Annotated in this window: 15 protein-coding genes; 7 read left to right on the top strand and 8 right to left on the bottom strand. The window is 60.3% G+C overall.

Features of this window, described 5'->3' with window-relative positions:
• Nucleotides 1-142: 142 nt before the first annotated feature.
• From KW841_RS08015 to KW841_RS07985, 7 genes are all read left to right on the top strand, one after another.
• Nucleotides 143-1132, top strand: a complete 990-nt coding sequence (locus KW841_RS08015) for an alpha/beta fold hydrolase (RefSeq protein ID WP_218475103.1) — start codon at nt 143-145, stop codon at nt 1130-1132.
• A 140-nt stretch (nt 1133-1272) separates the two neighbouring features.
• A complete protein-coding gene (gene rraA / locus KW841_RS08010) occupies nt 1273-1761 on the top strand; it encodes a ribonuclease E activity regulator RraA (RefSeq protein WP_173900792.1) in 489 nt (162 codons plus the stop codon).
• Between the two features lie 27 nt (nt 1762-1788).
• Nucleotides 1789-2784 carry a zinc transporter ZntB gene (locus KW841_RS08005; protein ID WP_218475100.1) on the top strand — a complete coding sequence of 332 codons (996 nt, stop codon included), beginning with the start codon at nt 1789-1791 and terminating at the stop codon, nt 2782-2784.
• Nucleotides 2785-2846: 62 nt separating this feature from the next.
• On the top strand, nt 2847-3095 hold the full coding sequence (locus tag KW841_RS08000; RefSeq protein ID WP_007971509.1) for a hypothetical protein: 249 nt from the start codon (nt 2847-2849) through the stop codon (nt 3093-3095).
• Between the two features lie 2 nt (nt 3096-3097).
• Nucleotides 3098-3922 (top strand): mechanosensitive ion channel domain-containing protein, encoded by an 825-nt coding sequence (locus KW841_RS07995; RefSeq protein ID WP_007916401.1) that lies wholly within the window; start codon nt 3098-3100, stop codon nt 3920-3922.
• Between the two features lie 90 nt (nt 3923-4012).
• Nucleotides 4013-4603: an RNA polymerase sigma factor SigX gene (gene sigX, locus KW841_RS07990; RefSeq protein WP_075949123.1), complete on the top strand. Its 591-nt coding sequence runs from the start codon at nt 4013-4015 to the stop codon at nt 4601-4603.
• A gap of 107 nt (nt 4604-4710) precedes the next feature.
• Nucleotides 4711-5757, top strand: coding sequence for an OmpA family protein (locus KW841_RS07985; RefSeq protein WP_007971503.1), 1047 nt, complete (start codon nt 4711-4713; stop codon nt 5755-5757).
• A 64-nt stretch (nt 5758-5821) separates the two neighbouring features.
• Here KW841_RS07985 and cobA read toward each other — a convergent pair whose 3' ends face one another.
• The 8 genes from cobA to KW841_RS07945 form a co-directional block, all read right to left on the bottom strand.
• Nucleotides 5822-6622, bottom strand: a complete 801-nt coding sequence (cobA, locus tag KW841_RS07980) for a uroporphyrinogen-III C-methyltransferase (RefSeq protein WP_218475098.1) — start codon at nt 6620-6622, stop codon at nt 5822-5824.
• Nucleotides 6623-6632: 10 nt separating this feature from the next.
• Nucleotides 6633-9350 (bottom strand): nitrate reductase, encoded by a 2718-nt coding sequence (locus KW841_RS07975; protein WP_218475096.1) that lies wholly within the window; start codon nt 9348-9350, stop codon nt 6633-6635.
• A complete protein-coding gene (gene nirD, locus KW841_RS07970) occupies nt 9350-9667 on the bottom strand; it encodes a nitrite reductase small subunit NirD (RefSeq protein ID WP_007971500.1) in 318 nt (105 codons plus the stop codon). Before nirD ends, KW841_RS07975 begins: the two co-directional genes overlap by 1 nt.
• On the bottom strand, nt 9664-12117 hold the full coding sequence (gene nirB, locus KW841_RS07965; protein ID WP_007971499.1) for a nitrite reductase large subunit NirB: 2454 nt from the start codon (nt 12115-12117) through the stop codon (nt 9664-9666). Before nirB ends, nirD begins: the two co-directional genes overlap by 4 nt.
• A gap of 290 nt (nt 12118-12407) precedes the next feature.
• On the bottom strand, nt 12408-14075 hold the full coding sequence (locus tag KW841_RS07960; RefSeq protein WP_218475093.1) for a bifunctional protein-serine/threonine kinase/phosphatase: 1668 nt from the start codon (nt 14073-14075) through the stop codon (nt 12408-12410).
• A gap of 7 nt (nt 14076-14082) precedes the next feature.
• Nucleotides 14083-15294 (bottom strand): NarK/NasA family nitrate transporter, encoded by a 1212-nt coding sequence (locus KW841_RS07955; protein WP_095965153.1) that lies wholly within the window; start codon nt 15292-15294, stop codon nt 14083-14085.
• Between the two features lie 338 nt (nt 15295-15632).
• A complete protein-coding gene (locus KW841_RS07950) occupies nt 15633-16208 on the bottom strand; it encodes an ANTAR domain-containing response regulator (protein WP_015096057.1) in 576 nt (191 codons plus the stop codon).
• A gap of 15 nt (nt 16209-16223) precedes the next feature.
• A complete protein-coding gene (locus KW841_RS07945) occupies nt 16224-17435 on the bottom strand; it encodes a CmpA/NrtA family ABC transporter substrate-binding protein (protein ID WP_218475090.1) in 1212 nt (403 codons plus the stop codon).
• Nucleotides 17436-17510: the final 75 nt, after the last annotated feature.

The following is a 17510-nucleotide window of genomic DNA, read 5'->3' as shown; positions in this document are numbered from 1 at the left end:
TCAACGATCACGCGTTTATCCTGGATAAACGAGGTGTCCTGAAGTTTTTCGCGAGCAGGGCTCGCTCCCACAGGGAGCGGTCTTTTAGAGATTCAAGCAGGGCGGGCTCCTTCGGATGCCGCCCTTTTTTGTGCAAGAGATTATGCAAAGCAGCAGTAACCTATTTCCTGTCGCCCTGATCAGCGCCGAACGGCGCGGCGATCTGAGCGAAGATGTGTATCGCTTGAAACCCGGTAACAGCCCCGACTTCACCGTCGAACTGGCTGTGACACGCCTTGGCATGGCCGATGAGCCGTCATCCCGTGGCGTGCCGGTGATCCTGCTGCACGGCAGCTTTTCCAATCGCCGGTTCTGGTTCTCTCCCAAGGGGCTGGGGTTGGGCGCCTATCTGGCCCGCTTGGGGTTCGACGTCTGGATTCCGGAAATGCGCGGCCATGGCCTGTCCCAGCGTAACCACGACTACCGCAAGAACCGGGTCGCCGACTATGCACGCTATGACCTGCCGGCCATCGGCGCGTTCGTGCGCGAACAGAGCGGGCAGGTGCCGCACTGGATCGGTCACTCGCTGGGCGGTACTACACTGGCCGCAGCGCTGGGTGGCGAGTACATCGGTGAGCCGGTGGTGGCCTCGGCGGCTTTTTTCGGTACACAAGTCAGTCGCACCTACTGGCCATTGAAGATTCCGCCGGTGGAGTGGAGCGGTCGCTTCATTCTCAAGCGTTTTGCCCAGTTGTCCGGAGCAAGGCTCAAGCGCGGCCCGGAGGATGAGCCGATCGGCCTGGCTCTGGAAAGCATGCGTTGGTTCGGTCTGTTCGGGCGTTTTGGCGATGCCGATAAAGACTGGTGGGCCGGCTTGGCCGGGGTCAGGTTGCCGGTGCTCGCCGTGAGTGCAGCGGGTGATCATCAGGACCCGGCGTGGGCGTGCCGCAAACTGTTCGAACAGTTCGGTTCCGAGCACAAGCAATTTATCAATCTGGGTCGTGATCAGGGTTTCAGCGACAATTTCGGTCACGTTGAAATGCTCGTCAGTAAACCTGCCCAGGCGGAAGTCTGGCCGTTGGTGACCCGCTGGCTGGCGGATCAGCAGACACCCTTGTTGGGTGAGCAAGGGGATTTGGCCGCGGCGGTTTGAGCCTGATGCTCTAACAAGGGCATTTCGCTCTGGTCGGCTTGCGGCTAAGATATGACGCATTGAGCTGTTCCGGTCACTTTGCGTGACTGAGTCATCACTGATGTTCGTGCTGTCTTCCTCTTTACAGGAGTTTCTCGATGATCCATTACCTCACGCCTGACCTGTGCGATGCCTATCCGGAACTGGTGCAGGTGCTGGAACCGATGTTCAGCAATTTCGGCGGCCGTGATTCCTTCGGTGGCGAAATCGTGACCATCAAGTGCTTCGAAGACAACTCGCTGGTCAAGGAGCAAGTCGAGCTCAAGGGCAATGGCAAGGTTCTGGTGGTCGATGGCGGCGGTTCCCTGCGCCGCGCGCTGCTGGGTGACATGCTCGCCGAGAAGGCCTCCAGCAATGGCTGGGAAGGCCTGGTGATCTATGGTTGCATCCGTGACGTCGACGTCATCGCGCAAACCGATCTGGGGGTTCAGGCGCTGGCCAGCCACCCGATGAAAACCGACAAGCGCGGTATCGGCGATCTCAACGTTGCCGTGACCTTTGCTGGCGTGACCTTCCATCCGGGCCATTACATCTATGCGGACAACAACGGCGTGATCATCTCGCCCAGCCCGCTGAAAATGCCTGAATAAAAACGGCTGCAGACCATAGGAGTGCGGATGTTCGAGGAAGAAAACGCGCAATGGGGGCTGGTGCATGCCCTGGTGCTGGACGGTAGAGGCGGTGCGCGTTCGATTGCCCGGACTGAACTTGACGACTTGCAGTTGCAGGCCCATGAAAGCCTGTGGTTGCACTGGGATCGCAGTCATCCGCAAACCCAGACCTGGCTACGCAAATCCAGCGGTCTGAGCGAATTCAGCTGTGACCTGTTACTCGAGGAAAACACCCGTCCGCGACTTTTGCAGCTTTCGGACTGCGAACTGCTGCTATTTTTGCGCGGGGTCAATCTCAACCCCGGTGCCGAGCCGGAAGACATGGTGTCGGTGCGGATCTTCGGTTCTGCCCAGCGAGTCATTTCCCTGCGTTTGCGTCCATTGCGCGCCACTGACGAGTTGCTGGTGCAACTGTCCGAGGGCAAGGGGCCGAAAACCGCCTCGGAACTCATCCTGTATATGGCGCAGTACCTCACCAACAAGGTGCAGGATCTGGTCAGCGACCTCTCGGAAGTGGTCGATGAGGAAGAAGAAAAGCTCGATGCCGACGAACGGTATGCGCCGGAACACGGCGCCGTGTTGCAGATCCGTCGCAGGGCCGCCGCGTTGAAGCGTTTTCTCGCGCCGCAACGGGATATTTTCGGTCAGTTGACGCGGATCAAATTGCCCTGGTTCGTCGAGGACGACGGTGATTACTGGAACGAATTGAACAACAGCCTGACCCGCTACCTCGAGGAGCTGGAACTGACCCGGGAGCGGGTGGGGCTGGTCCTTGAGGCTGAAGACCGTCGCTTGAGCGTGCGCATGAACCGCACGATGTATCGCTTCGGGATCATCACCGGGATCTTTTTGCCGATGAGCTTTCTGACCGGGCTTTTGGGGATCAACGTCGGTGGCATTCCGTTCTCTGCCAGCCCTTATGGCTTTCTGATCGCCTGCCTGATGATGGTCTCGGTGGCGCTGGGGCAATGGTGGTTATTCCGACGATTGCGCTGGGTCTGAGGGAAAGCATGTGACCCGACCAAAACTGACCGCGTCTCCCACAGACATCACGAGAGGTGCGTATGCACGATCCGTTTGAACAGTCTTTGCGCGACATGCTCAACGCCTCACCGTCCACCCGGGACGACGATGCGTGTCTGGGGCGTGTGCTGAAAACCGCCAACCGCCAGGTCGGCGCCGGTGATTTGTTCAGTCTGCTGGGGCGCTGGTTGCCCGCACTGATGATTGCCCTGAATAACGGATCGGCCCATGTCTCGCCGGTATCCCGTCTCCGTAAACCTGCTGCCCGCACTGCTGATAAGGCTGATTGAATATGGAACTTGATCTCTGGACACAGAGCCTCGTCACTGCAATGACTGCGTTATGGACCAAGGTTGCGAACTTCATTCCAAACCTGTTCGGCGCACTGGTTGTGCTGCTGTTGGGTTTTGTCGTGGCCAAACTGCTGGACACCCTGCTTTCCAAATTGCTCGCCAAACTGGGCCTGGACCGCTTGATGGGCGGCACCGGTCTGACCAAGCTGATGTCCCGCGCCGGCCTGCAGGTTCCCATTTCGACCCTGATCGGCAAGATCGTCTATTGGTTCGTTCTGCTTATTTTTCTGGTTTCTGCCGCAGAATCCCTTGGACTTGAGCGAGTATCAGCTACGCTGGATATGCTTGCGCTGTATTTGCCGAAGGTATTCGGCGCGGCGCTGGTGTTGCTGGTAGGTGTTTTGCTGGCGCAACTGGCCAACGGGCTGGTGCGCGGGGCGGCAGAAGGCGTGGGTCTGGACTATGCTTCAGGGCTTGGACGAATTGCCCAGGGCCTGGTGATCATCATCAGTATTTCGGTGGCGATCAGCCAGTTGGAGGTCAAGACCGACCTGCTGAACCACGTGATCGTGATTGTGTTGATAACCGTTGGTCTGGCGGTAGCGCTGGCCATGGGGTTGGGAAGCCGGGAAATTGCCGGCCAGATTCTTGCGGGAATCTACGTGCGTGAGCTGTACCAGGTTGGGCAACAAGTGCGTGTTGGCGAGGTCGAAGGCCAGATCGAAGAGATCGGCACGGTTAAAACCACATTGCTGACCGATGAGGGTGAGCTAGTCTCTCTTTCCAATCGGATCCTCCTCGAGCAGCATGTGAGTAGCCGCTAACCCGGCAAACCCTGCTAATGTATGCCGCCGCAAAATTCCAGCTGACGCTGGCTGCGGAGGATATTGACCTGACTGTCGGCCCGACTTGTTTTGAATAAAGCTCAATCGCTATCCATGCGCTACGACCCCCGCGAGCTCTCTGATGAGGAGTTGGTCGCGCGCTCGCATACCGAGCTGTTTCACGTAACACGCGCCTACGAAGAACTGATGCGGCGTTACCAGCGAACATTATTTAATGTGTGCGCAAGATATCTCGGGAACGATCGCGATGCAGACGATGTCTGTCAGGAGGTCATGCTGAAGGTGCTGTATGGTCTGAAGAACTTCGAGGGCAAATCGAAGTTCAAGACATGGCTATATAGCATCACGTACAACGAGTGCATCACACAGTATCGAAAGGAACGGCGAAAGCGTCGCTTGATGGACGCATTGAGTCTTGACCCCCTCGAGGAGGCGTCCGAAGAAAAGGCGCCGAAACCCGAAGAAAAGGGTGGACTTGATCGCTGGTTAGTGTATGTGAACCCGATTGACCGGGAAATTCTGGTGCTACGTTTTGTCGCAGAGCTGGAGTTTCAGGAGATCGCAGACATCATGCATATGGGTTTGAGTGCAACAAAAATGCGGTACAAACGCGCTCTAGATAAATTGCGTGAGAAATTTGCAGGCATTGCTGAAACTTAGTTCAGCGCAAATATCTCTTACGTGTAGGCAAGTTCTGTTAGACTTGCCGCCGAGTTGTCCCCCGGTTTGCGGGACTGCTTCACAATCACCAGATGGGGATTTAACGGATGAAACTGAAAAACACCTTGGGCTTGGCCATTGGTACTCTTATTGCCGCTACTTCGTTCGGCGCATTGGCACAAGGCCAAGGCGCAGTTGAAGGCGAGCTCAACTACGGGAAGAAGTACAACGACAGCGTTAACAACGTTGAAGACGGCTACACTCCTGGCGCCTCCATCGGTTACTTCTTGACCGACGACGTATCGTTGAACTTCACCTACAACAACGATGACTACACCCGTTCGAACAACAACACCGGCAACCAGAAGATCGAGGGCGACCAGTTCGGTCTGAACGCTCAGTACCACTTCAACAACGCTGGCGACGCTCTGCGTCCTTACGTTCAAGGTGGTGTCAAGCACGGCAGCATGACCAACGTAGCCGCTGACGGCCACACCGGTCGTGACCAGTCGACTTTCCTGACTGCTGGCGCTGGCCTGAAGTACTACTTCCTCGAAAACGTCTACGCTCGTGCTGGCGTAGAAGCTGACTACAAGCTGGACAACGGCCGTTGGGACTACATCCCGTCCGTAGGTCTGGGTGTGAACTTCGGTGGCGGCAACAAGCCTGCTGCTGCTCCGGTTCCAGCACCAGAAGTCTGCTCCGACAGCGACAACGACGGCGTTTGCGACAACGTTGACAAGTGCCCGGACACCCCAGCCAACGTAACTGTTGACGCTGATGGCTGCCCAGCTGTTGCTGAAGTCGTTCGTGTAGAGCTGGACGTGAAGTTCGACTTCGACAAGTCGGTAGTCAAGCCAAACAGCTACGGCGACATCAAGAACCTGGCTGACTTCATGAAGCAGTACCCATCCACCACCACTACTGTTGAAGGTCACACTGACTCCGTCGGTCCTGACGCTTACAACCAGAAACTGTCCGAGCGTCGTGCAAACGCCGTTAAGCAAGTTCTGACCAACCAGTACGGTGTTGAATCGTCCCGCGTTCAGTCTGTTGGCTACGGCGAATCCCGCCCAGTTGCTGACAACAAAACTGAAGCTGGTCGCGCTGTTAACCGTCGCGTAGAAGCGCAGGTTGAAGCTCAAGCTAAGTAATTAGCCCGCAGCTCTGAGAAAAGCCCGGCTCAGGCCGGGCTTTTCTTTGTCTGCGATTTGGGTTTCAGCATTGGTTTTGCATTGCTACTGAAGGATCGTGCAGGGATAAATGCCGAACCCGTGCAGGAGCTGCCGAAGGCTGCGATCTTTTGATCTCATCACAGGCCGCCACGGCACCGATCACCAGGATCGCCGGGCTTTTCAACTCGAAGGCACAGGCGTCGTCCTCCATTGCCATCAGGTTGCTTCGACATTCCCGTTGATGCGGCAGGGAAGCATTTTCGATCATTGCCACAGGCGTATCGGCTGCCATTCCACCGGCCAGCAGTTGCTCGCGAATTTCACTGAGCTTCGCCACTCCCATGTAGATCACCAGTGTCGTGCCACCTTGGGCCAGCGCTTGCCAGTTCAGGCTGCTGTCATCCTGAGTGTGGGCGGTCACCAGCGTTACCCCTCGTGCCACGCCGCGCAGGGTCAATGGAATATCGCATTGCGTCGCGCCCGCCAAGCCGGCGGTGATGCCATTGACCAGCTCAACCTCGACACCACGCTCGCGCAGCCACTGCGCTTCTTCACCGCCACGCCCGAAGATGCACGGGTCGCCACCTTTGAGGCGTACCACGCATTTACCCTGACGGGCATAACGCAACATCAGGCGATGGATAAAGGCTTGCGGCGTTGAACGGCAACCGCCGCGCTTACCCACAGGAATTATCCGCGCGCCGGGGCAGTGCTCCAGCACCGCATCGTTGACCAGATCGTCGATCAGCACGACATCCGCCTCTCTCAACGCCCGAACGGCTTTGAGGGTCAGCAATTCAGGATCACCAGGACCTGCACCCACCAGCCAGACTTTTGCGCTCATAGTGTTTTCCTCACGAGATGGCGGCTTGCGGCTGCGCGGTAGCGGCCAGCAAACGCTTTATTTCCGGGACGCAGGAGCCGCATTGCGTGCCGCAACCCAATTCTTGTTTCAAGCCCGGCAAGTCCAGGCCGCGGCGGATGCCGGCGCAGACCGCGTTTTGGCTGACGTTTTTACAGTTGCACAGGGTTTTGTTACCGATCGCTTCGGCGTCAACCTGGCCCGGCGGGGCACTCAAGGGCGCGAGCAGCCAGCGCCTTAGCTGTTCATCGGCGCGACCTTCGAGCCAGAGGTTTTGCAGCCAGTGCCGGGCGAGGGTTTCACCCGCCAGGCGGATTGCGGTGATCCGGCCGTTCTCGATCCGCACCCGCTTACCGATGGAGCGTCGTGGATCGTCGTAGGCCAGGACCGGTCCGTCGTTGAGCCCCAGGCATTGATCGATATCGCGCAGCAGTTGCGGATCTGGCGCCGTGGCGCTGGCAGCGCGTATCAGCAGCGCAGGGCGCTCACGACCGGTCAGGCTGAGGCTGACGTAGGAAAACGTCTCGCAGAGGGGGCGTAGAGTCTCAAAGTGTTGTTGGACATCGCCCTCTATCAGCGCGAAAAGGTGCCAAGGCAATTGCACCGGTTCCAGGCGCACGCCGCTGTGTTTGAGCTCCGGTTGTTTCGACAATGGGTCGAAGGCGGGCAGGGTGAGGCTGTTCACGCCGCCCTTGAGAAAACGGTCACCAAAATGCATCGGCAAGAAGGCTTGGCCCGGACGCACGCTGTCGTCACTGGCGACCGGCACGATCACCGCGCCGCGGCGGCTTTTCAGGCTGATCAAATCACCCGCTTGCAGGCGATGCCTGCGCAACTCATCCGGGTGCAGGCTCAACACGGCTTCACTGACATGGCCGAACAACTGCGCGGCAGTGCCGGTGCGGCTCATGCCGTGCCATTGATCGCGCAGACGACCGGTGATCAGCGTCAGCGGGAAGCGCGCATCACGTTGTTCCTTGGCGGCGCGATATGGATCGGCCACGAACTGCGCGCGTCCGCTGGCGGTCGGGAAAATGCCGTCGAGATAGAGGCGGGCGGTGCCTGCGCTGGACCCCGGAGGAAAGGGCCATTGCTGTGGGCCGATGGTGTCGATCAAGCCGTGGCTGATCCCGGACAAATCCAGATCGCGGCCCTGTGTCAGCTGCTTGTATTCGTCGAAGACCTGCGCCGGGGTGTCAAAGGCAAACAGGCTGGTGGCTTGCGGACGCAGATGTTTTTCCAGGCGCTGTGCGAAATCCATCGTGATCGTCCAGTCCGGGCGTGCTTCACCCGGTGCGACGATCGCGCGGCGGACGTGGGAAATACGCCGTTCGGAGTTGGTCACCGTGCCGTCCTTTTCGCCCCAGCTGGCGGCGGGCAACAACAGGTCGGCAAACCTGGCGGTTTCAGTGGTGCGAAAGGCCTCCTGCAAGACCACGAACGGGCAGGCCTCCAGTGCCGCGCGCACGGCCGCCTGATCGGGAAGAGACTGCGCGGGGTTGGTGCAGGCGATCCACAAGGCTTTGATCTTGCCGCTGCCCACCTGCTCGAACAACTCGATGGCAGTCAGCCCGGGGTTTTCAGGCAGTTGATCAACACCCCAATAAGTAGCCACCTCGGCACGGTGCTCAGGGTTGGCGGCGTCCCGATGGCCCGGCAGCAGATTAGACAGGCTACCGGTTTCCCGCCCGCCCATGGCATTCGGCTGACCGGTCAAGGAGAAAGGACCTGCACCCGGACGGCCAATCTGCCCGGTGGCCAGGTGCAGATTGATCAGTGCACTGTTTTTCGCGCTGCCGGCGGTGGACTGGTTCAACCCCATGCACCACAGCGACAGGAAAGACGGTGAAGTACCGACCCATTCAGCACATTGCTGCAATTGCCCGACGCTGATTCCGCAGAGCTGCGACACCATCTGCGGCGTGTAATCGCGCACCAGTTTCTTCAGCTCGGGCAAACCTTCGGTATGGTCCTTGATAAAGTCACGGTCGATCCAGTCTTCCCACAGCAGCAGATGCAAAATCCCATGGAACAGGGCGACATCGGTGCCGGGCAAAATCGCCAGGTGCAGGTCAGCCAGATCGCAGGTGTCCGTCCGACGTGGGTCAATGACGATGACTTTCATCTGCGGCCGGCGGGATTTGGCTTCTTCCAGTCGGCGAAACAGTACTGGGTGGGCGTAGGCCATGTTACTGCCGACGATCATCACGCAATCGCTCAATTCCAGGTCTTCATAGCTGCATGGCGGGGCGTCGGCGCCCAGGCTGCGCTTGTAGCCGACCACCGCCGACGACATGCACAGCCGTGAATTACTGTCGATGTTGTTGGTGCCCACCAGCGCCCGAGCCAGTTTGTTGAAGGCGTAGTAGTCCTCGGTCAGCAACTGCCCGGAAATGTAGAACGCCACGCTGTCCGGGCCATGTTCGGCAATGGTTTGGGCGAAAACGCTGGCGGCGTGATCAAGCGCGGTATCCCAGTCGGTGCGGCTGCGCGCCAGGCCTTTGCCCAGGCGCAGTTCCGGGTACAGCGCCCTTGCCGTCAAGTCGCCGGTCAAATGCAGGGTTGATCCCTTGCTGCACAACTTGCCGAAATTGGCCGGGTGCGCCGGATCGCCGCTGACGCCGAGGATGCGCTCGCCGTCATGCTCGATCAGCACGCCGCAGCCGACCCCGCAATAGCAGCAGGTGGACGCGGTGATCTGGCGGTCCATCAGCCTGCGTCCCGCAGGGCCAGCATCACTCGGCCATTTTCGACCCGCGCCGGATGGTGGTGGGCGCAACCGACGTCCGGGGCCAGGGCTTCGCCGCTTTCCAGATCGATTTGCCAGTTGTGCAGTGGGCAGGCCACGCGTTTGCCGTAGATCAAACCTTGGGACAGCGGTCCGCCCTTGTGCGGGCAACGGTCGTCGAGGGCGAACACTTCATCGTCGCTGGTACGAAAAATCGCGATGTCGCCTTTAGGGCCGGCAACGATCCGCGAGCCCAGGGCATTGATTTCATCCAGTGCGCAGATATCCAGCCAGTTCATGCCAGCACCTCCAGGTTTTTCACAGGGATGACGTCGAATTCTTTTTTCAGTTGCGGCTGTTCCAGGCGTTCCTTCCACGGGTCCTGTTCGAACGACAGGGAAAACTGCAGGCGATCGTTGAGCGCCTTGCGCCGCTCTGGGTCTTCCAGCACGGCTTTCTTGATGTGGTCCATGCCGACCCGTTGCAGGTAGTGCACGGTGCGTTCGAGGTAAAAGGCTTCTTCGCGATAGAGTTGCAGGAATGCGCCGTTGTATTCGCGGACTTCTTCGGCGGTTTTCAGTTTGACGAAGAATTCCGCGACTTCGGTCTTGATCCCGCCGTTGCCGCCGATGTACATCTCCCAGCCGGAATCGACGCCGATGATGCCTACGTCCTTGATGCCCGCTTCCGAGCAGTTGCGCGGGCAACCGGAGACAGCCAGTTTCACTTTGTGCGGCGACCACATGTTGAACAGGTCATGTTCCAGTTCAATGCCAAGTTGTGTGGAGTTCTGCGTGCCAAAGCGGCAGAACTCGCTGCCGACACAGGTCTTCACGGTGCGGATGGATTTGCCGTAGGCATGGCCGGACGGCATGTCGAGGTCTTTCCAGACGCCCGGCAAGTCCTGCTTCTTGATCCCCAGCAAGTCGATGCGCTGGCCGCCGGTGACCTTGACCATCGGTACGTTGTACTTGTCGGCAACGTCGGCAATGCGCCGCAGTTCCGAAGGATTGGTCACGCCGCCCCACATCCGCGGGACGACCGAATAGGTGCCGTCTTTCTGAATGTTGGCGTGGGCGCGTTCGTTGATCAGGCGCGATTGCGGATCATCCTTGGCTTCCCCCGGCCAGGTGGAAATCAGGTAGTAGTTGAGCGCCGGCCGGCAGGTGGCGCAGCCGTTGGGTGTACGCCAGTTCAGGTAGCTCAGGGTGCCGGCGATGGTCAGCAGGTGCTGCTCGCGGATGGCCTGGCGGATTTGTCCGTGGTTGAGGTCGCTGCAGCCGCAGATGGCCTTTTCGCTTTTCGGTTTGACGTCGGCGGCGCCGCCCACCGTGTTGATCAGGATCTGTTCCACCAACCCCGCGCACGAACCGCAGGAGCTGGCAGCCTTGGTGTGTTTCTTCACTTCGTCGACACTGAACAGCCCGTGTTCCTGAATGGCTTTGACGATGGTGCCTTTGCACACGCCGTTGCAGCCGCAGACTTCGGCCGTGTCGGCCATGCTCATGGCTTTGTCCTGGCCCTGGTGCCCTACGTCACCCAAAGCGTTTTCGCCAAACATCAGATGATCGCGGATCTCACTGATGGCGTGGTTTTCACGGATCTGCCGGAAGTACCAGCCGCCGTCGGCCGTATCGCCATACAGGCAGGCGCCGACCAGCACGTCGTCCTTGATCACCAGTTTCTTGTAGACCCCGCCAATCGGGTCGGAGAGGGTGATGGTCTCGGTGCCTTCACCACCCATGAAGTCGCCGGCGGAAAACAGGTCGATGCCGGTGACCTTCAATTTGGTCGAGGTCACCGACCCCTTGTAGGTGGCAAAACCCAGTTGGGCGAGGTGGTTGGCGCAGACTTTGGCCTGTTCGAACAGTGGCGCCACCAAGCCATAGGCGATGCCGCGGTGGCTGGCGCACTCGCCAATGGCGTAGATCCGCGGGTCATAGGTTTGCAGGGTGTCGTTGACCAGAATCCCGCGGTTGCACGGAATGCCGGATTTCTCTGCCAGTTCGGTATTGGGGCGAATGCCGGCAGCCATCACCACCAGGTCAGCGGGGATGATGTCGCCATTCTTGAATTGCACCGACCCGACCCGACCGTTGCCTGCGTCGTGCAAGGCCTGGGTCTGCTCGCACAGACGGAAATGCAGGCCGCGAGACTCCAGGGCGGTTTGCAGCAACTGGCCGCTGGTCTTGTCCAGTTGCCGCTCCAGCAGCCACTCGCCGAGATGCACCACGGTGACGTGCATGCCCCGCAGCATCAGGCCGTTGGCGGCCTCCAGGCCGAGCAGGCCGCCGCCGATCACCACGGCGTGCCGGTAGGTTTTCGCGGTGTCGATCATGGCCTGGGTATCGGCGATGTCGCGGTAGCCGATCACGCCTTCAAGGGTGTTGCCGGGAATGGGCAGGATGAAAGGCGTCGAGCCGGTGGCGATCAGCAGGCGATCGTATTCGGCTTCACTGCCGTCTTCGGCAATGACCCGGCGCTTGACCCGGTCGATCTCCACCACTTTGCGGTTGAGCAGCAGTTTGATGTTGTTGTCCAGGTACCAGTCCAGGTCGTTGAGCACGATCTCTTCGAAGGTCTGTTCGCCCGCCAGCACCGGCGACAACAGAATGCGGTTGTAGTTGGTGTGCGGTTCGGCGCCGAAGACCGTGATGTCGTACAGCTCTGTGCTCAGCTTGAGCAGTTCTTCCAGGGTCCGGACCCCGGCCATGCCGTTGCCGATCATCACCAGTTTTAGTTTTTTCATCAGGTTCTCCGGGGAGCTCAGGCCTGCCTCATCAGGGCTCAGGCCATGCTCGACAAATTTTGCGCAAACAAAAAAAGGCGTCCCGCTAGTTGCCTAGCGAGGACGCCTTTGTCCTGGTCCCGTTCTCTCGGGAAGTGCAGCCTTCGTCGTTGAAGCCTGCGCTTTATGTCTGTTGAAAGAGGTAATGCACTGGTTGTGCCAAGTCGCTCAGGTCCCGTGTTTGTTGGCGTTCCTCCCGTTCGCAAGGGCAGGGTCGCGAGGGGATGCACCGATTCAAGGCGCGTTGCCCGCTAATGGAGCGCCACCACCAGCAGCACCAGGTTGAGCAGCAGCGATACCAGCGCCAATGTCCGCCAGACTTTCAGCGGCTCGCGTTCCAGCAAGGGTTTGGGGCGCACGCTCAAACTGCGGCGCTCCCCCTGCTCGATCAGCAGCAACCATTCTTCCGCCGTTTCGAAACGCTGTTCGGGGGCCGCCGCCACGGCGCGTTCCAGGTGATGGGCGATCCAGTCCGGCAGGTCGGGCCGGTAGCGGCTGGCGTTGACCGGGAGACCAAATCTCGGGCGCTGGAACGCTTCGATTTCACCATAGGGATAGTGCCCGGTCAGCAGGAAATACAAGGTCACACCAACGGCATACAGGTCCTGCTGTGGTGTCGGCACTTCGCCACGAAAGGCTTCCGGCGCGATGTAACTGGGTGTGCCCGGCAAAGCCCAGGGCAGGTCGTGCGAGAGACCGGGGCAGTAGGCGAGTCCGAAATCCAGCAGGCGCAGTTCACCGTCGTCCCCCAGCAACAGGTTTTCCGGTTTGATATCGCGATGCAGAATCTGCCGTCGATGCAACAGGCCAACCGCTCGCAGCAAGCGTTCGGCGATGTCTTGCCACTGGGGCAGCGGCAACGGTCCGCTTTGCTCATGCCGTTGCGCCAGGGTAGCGCCCGAATATTCGCGCATCACGTAGTACAAATGCTGACGCTGACTGGCGGCATGCACTTCAGGAAAATGCCGACCGGCCACGCGTTTGAGAAACCACTCTTCCGACAGCAACGCTTGCCCGGCCTGATGATCGTCGTGCAGGCGCCCCGGCAGGGTTTTCAGCAGCCAGGGTCGTTGCTGAGTGTCGCGCACGCGATAAAGCAGCGATTGCTGGCTCTGTGCGACGATCCCTTCGACCTGCCAGCCCTCGAACACCTGGCCCGGTTTCAGGGCCGGTGGCAGCGGCCATTGCTGCAAGTGCATCAATGCATCGCCAATGCTCGCTTCGCCGAGGGCGTCGACCCGCACCAGCAAGGCGCTGGCGTTGTCCTGGCTGCCTGCCAGGTGTGCGGCATTGACCAGGGTTTGCGCAGCGCTGTGCAAGTCCGGTTGATCACGCAGGATCGCCGCAATGGCGGTATCGCCCAGGACCGCCCAGATGCCGTCGCTGAGCAGGACGAAGCTTTCATCGAGGCGCAATTCACCGTCGAGAAAATCCAGCACCAGGTGCTGATCGAGCCCCAGCGCCCGTTTCAGCACATGCTGCATGCCCGGCTGGTCCCAGACGTGATCCTCGCTGATTCGCTGCAATCGGTCGGCGTGCCAGCGGTACACCCGGCAATCGCCGACATGGGCCAGGGTAAAACGCCGGCCACGCAGGACCAGCGCACTGAGGGTGGTCAGCAGCGGTTGTCCGCCGCCATTGGCCTGCAACCAGCGGTTTTGCGCCAGCAACAGGCGATCGAGTGCCTGCGCCACGCTCCAGGTTTCCGGCGTGGCGTAGTAATCCAGCGCCAGGGCCTGCAGCGTCGAACGGGCCGCCAGGCCGCCATCGGCGCACTGGCTGACACCGTCGGCGATGGCGAACAGATAACCTTTGCTCGCCGCCAGCGCCGGGGCCGGCGTGACCAGGCGCAGGGCATCCTGGTTCTCCTCGCGCGGACCGATGGCGCTGGCGTCGGCGAAACTCAGTTGCAGGCTCATCGAGGCGTCAGACCCGCGCAGCCGTCACGGCCGCCGAACCCCAAGTGGTTCTCCAGCGCCGCTTCACGCCGTGCAGGCCGAACCAGGCCAGAATGCCGAGGCTGGCGAACAACCACAGCGCCAGTTGATAGCTGCCGGTGCTCTGCTTGATCGCACCCATGCCGGCCGCGAGGGCAAAACCACCGATGCCGCCGGCCATGCCGATCAGGCCGGTCATCACACCGATCTCCCGACGAAACCGCTGCGGCACCAACTGGAATACCGCGCCATTGCCGGCGCCCAGGCCGAGCATGGTGCAGACGAAAAGTGCGAGTGCGGCGTAAGAATTCGGCAGGTTGAAACCGACCGCGGTAATGCAGATCGCCGCGACGGTGTACATCGCCAACAAGGTCCGAATGCCACCGAACCGGTCAGCCAGCGCGCCACCCAAGGGGCGCATCAGGCTGCCGCCGAACACGCAGGCCGCCGTGTAGTAACCGGCCGTTACCGGGCTCAGGCCGTACTGGTCGTTGAAGTAGCCGGGCAGGGCGCTGGCCAGGCCGATGAAGCCACCGAACGTCACACTGTAGAAAAACATGAACCACCAGCTGTCACGATCGCCCAGGGCCTTGAAGTAGTCGGCCATGGATTTGGCTTTTGGTCGCTCGGGGGCGTTTTTCGCCAGCCAGGCAAAGACGATCAGGGTCAGGATCAGCGGAATCAGGGCGAAGCCGAACACGTTGCTCCAGCCAAACGCTGCCGCCAGTACCGGGGCGATAAGTGCGGCGAATACCGTACCCGAGTTGCCGGCGCCGGCGATGCCCATGGCCTTGCCTTGATGTTGCGGCGGATACCATTGCGAGGCCAGTGGCAGGGCAACGGCAAAGGACGCACCGGCCATGCCGAGGAACAGACCCAGCAGCAGCGCTTGCTCGTAGCTGTGGATGCCGAGTTTCCAGGCGCCGAACAGCGCGCAGATCACGATGACCTGACCGATCAGGCCGGCGGTTTTGGGCGACAGGCGATCAGCCAGCATCCCCATGACAAAACGCAAGACCGCCCCGGCCAGAATCGGCGTGGCGACCACCAGCCCGCGTTGCTGTGTCGTCAGGTGCAGGTCGGCGGCGATCTGCACCGCCAGAGGGCCGAGCAGGTACCAGACCATGAAGCTCAGGTCGAAATAGAGGAAGGCTGCGAACAATGTGGGGGTATGGCCGGATTTCCAGAAGCTTGAATTCATTGCGCACCTCAGCTGTGAAGAGTCTCGAAAGGAGTCATGAGCTTGCAGGTGGGGCGCCGCTACGGCCGCTCCACCGGCCCCGTGCTGTGGGGCCAAAACGAAAAAACGCCGCCACCCGATCCGCCAAGGGCAAATGAGGTGAGCGACGTCTTTGTCGTAGGTGGGGCAACCGCCGTTGGTTACCTGTGGTGATTGCTTTGCCAGATCTGTGCCAACACTCGAAATCGAGTCGCTGCCATCGCGAGCAAGCTCGCTCCCACAGGTGATTTGTGTTCGACGCCATTCCCCTGTGGGAGCGAGCTTGCTCGCGATGGCGTCCTCACAGGCACCACAGCACTTCAGCCAAGCAACTCACTCATGGCAATAATCTGCTCCGCCACTTGAATCAGCTTCTGCTGGCGGCTCATCGCCTGGCGGCGCATCAGTGTGTAGGCCTCTTCTTCGTTACAGTCCTTCATTTTCATCAGCAGCCCTTTGGCCAGCTCGATGCGCTTGCGCTCGGCCAGTTGCTGGTCGCGGGCCTGCAACTGGGCACGTAAAGCCTGATCGCTTTCGAAGCGTGCCATGGCCACATCGAGAATCGGCTGCAGGCGCTGGGCGTGAATGCCTTCGACGATGTAGGCACTGACCCCGGACTTGATCGCCTGGCGCATCACATCGGGGTCATGTTCGTCGGTGAACATCACAATCGGTCGCGGCTGGTCGCGAGTGACCAGCACCACTTGTTCCATGACATCGCGGCCTGGTGACTCAGTATCGATCAGAATCACGTCCGGACGCACCGTTTCGACGCGTTCGGGCAAGTCGATGGTCAGGCCGGACTCATCGATTACTTCGAACCCGGCCTCGGTCAAGGCGGCCTTCAGGCGTCCGACTTTTTTCGCGGTGTCGTTGATCAGCAGGATACGCAGCATGTTCGTCGTCTCCTGTCAGCGGCTGGCGGATCGGTGGGAGCTGTCGCTCATGGCGTGCAGTTTGAAACTGCGGGCATAACCGGCCGGGTCCGAACCGTCCCAGATCTTGCCGTCGATCAATTGACTGCTGCGCATCTCCTTGCCCGGTGCCGCGACACCTGCAGCGCCGGCCGCTTCACGATACAAGTCTAGTTGATGGACTTGGCGGGCCACGGCGAGGTAATCCGGGTCATCGCGCAACAAGCCCCAGCGACGGAACTGGGTCATGAACCACATGCCGTCGGACAGGTACGGCAGATTGACCTCGCCTTCACCATGGAAGCGCAGGGCATGCGGGTCTTGCCAGCGATTGCCCAGGCCATCGACATAGTCGCCTAGCAGGCGCGGCTCGATGCATTCCAGCGGCGCATCGAGGTATTGCGCGGCACTGAGCAATTGCGCGGTGCTGCGACGATTTTCACGGCTTTCTTCGATGAAGCGGCTGGCTTCCAGCACCGCCATCACCAACACCCGCGCGGTATTGGGGTATTGCTCGACGAACGCACGGGTGCAACCGAGGACCTTTTCCGGGTGATCGGGCCAGAGGGTCTGGGTCGTGGCCAGGGTGAAACCGAGGTCCTGTTGCACGGCGCTGGCGGACCAGGGTTCGCCGACACAGAACCCGTCAATGCGCCCGGCCCGCAGGTGGGCGACCATTTGCGGCGGCGGCACCACGACGCTGTCGACATCCAGCAGCGGGTGTATACCCTGGCTGGCCAGCCAGTAATACAACCACATGGCGTGGGTGCCGGTAGGAAACGTCTGGGCGAAGGTGAGTTTTGGGCGAGTTTGGTGCACGTGCCGATCCAATGCCTCAGGACTGGTCACCCCAAGCGACTGCAAGCCGCGGGACAGATTGATGCTCTGGCCGTTTTGATTCAGGCCCATCAACACCGCCATGTCGGTCGCGGCCACGCCACCGATGCCCAAGTGGACGGCGTAAATCAGGCCGTAGAGGCTGTGCGCGGCATCGAGTTCGCCGCTCACCAGCTTGTCCCGCAGGTTGGCCCAGGACGTTTGGCGCTTGAGGTTAAGGGTCAAGCCGTGGGGTTGGGCGAAGCCCTGGGTGGCGGCGACCACCACCGAGGCGCAGTCGCTCAGGGCCATGAAGCCGAGATTGATTTCGGTTTTTTCCGGGGCATCGCTGCCATTGACCCAGGCCAGAGGGCCGGCTGACGGTTCGTTCATCGCGCGTTCACCTTGCAAAAAAAACGTCGTCCCGGGTCCGTGCAGGGGCAGGCCGGGGACGACGCCATTGTCTTT

Source organism: Pseudomonas sp. PDM28 (genome assembly GCF_019219115.1).
Classification (GTDB): Bacteria; Pseudomonadota; Gammaproteobacteria; order Pseudomonadales; family Pseudomonadaceae; genus Aquipseudomonas; species Aquipseudomonas laurylsulfatiphila.
This window is presented reverse-complemented; position numbering and strand designations above follow the sequence as displayed.

What these genes read in the sequence shown, in the direction of transcription:
- KW841_RS07945 (WP_218475090.1), bottom strand. Translation starts at nt 17,435, where the DNA reads ATGAACGAACCGTCAGCCGGCCCTCTGGCCTGGGTCAATGGCAGCGAT.
- KW841_RS08000 (WP_007971509.1), top strand. Translation starts at nt 2,847, where the DNA reads ATGCACGATCCGTTTGAACAGTCTTTGCGCGACATGCTCAACGCCTCA.
- cobA (WP_218475098.1), bottom strand. Translation starts at nt 6,622, where the DNA reads ATGAGCGCAAAAGTCTGGCTGGTGGGTGCAGGTCCTGGTGATCCTGAA.
- KW841_RS07975 (WP_218475096.1), bottom strand. Translation starts at nt 9,350, where the DNA reads ATGGACCGCCAGATCACCGCGTCCACCTGCTGCTATTGCGGGGTCGGC.
- KW841_RS07995 (WP_007916401.1), top strand. Translation starts at nt 3,098, where the DNA reads ATGGAACTTGATCTCTGGACACAGAGCCTCGTCACTGCAATGACTGCG.
- KW841_RS08015 (WP_218475103.1), top strand. Translation starts at nt 143, where the DNA reads ATGCAAAGCAGCAGTAACCTATTTCCTGTCGCCCTGATCAGCGCCGAA.
- KW841_RS08005 (WP_218475100.1), top strand. Translation starts at nt 1,789, where the DNA reads ATGTTCGAGGAAGAAAACGCGCAATGGGGGCTGGTGCATGCCCTGGTG.
- nirD (WP_007971500.1), bottom strand. Translation starts at nt 9,667, where the DNA reads ATGAACTGGCTGGATATCTGCGCACTGGATGAAATCAATGCCCTGGGC.
- KW841_RS07955 (WP_095965153.1), bottom strand. Translation starts at nt 15,294, where the DNA reads ATGAATTCAAGCTTCTGGAAATCCGGCCATACCCCCACATTGTTCGCA.
- nirB (WP_007971499.1), bottom strand. Translation starts at nt 12,117, where the DNA reads ATGAAAAAACTAAAACTGGTGATGATCGGCAACGGCATGGCCGGGGTC.
- KW841_RS07950 (WP_015096057.1), bottom strand. Translation starts at nt 16,208, where the DNA reads ATGCTGCGTATCCTGCTGATCAACGACACCGCGAAAAAAGTCGGACGC.
- KW841_RS07985 (WP_007971503.1), top strand. Translation starts at nt 4,711, where the DNA reads ATGAAACTGAAAAACACCTTGGGCTTGGCCATTGGTACTCTTATTGCC.
- KW841_RS07960 (WP_218475093.1), bottom strand. Translation starts at nt 14,075, where the DNA reads ATGAGCCTGCAACTGAGTTTCGCCGACGCCAGCGCCATCGGTCCGCGC.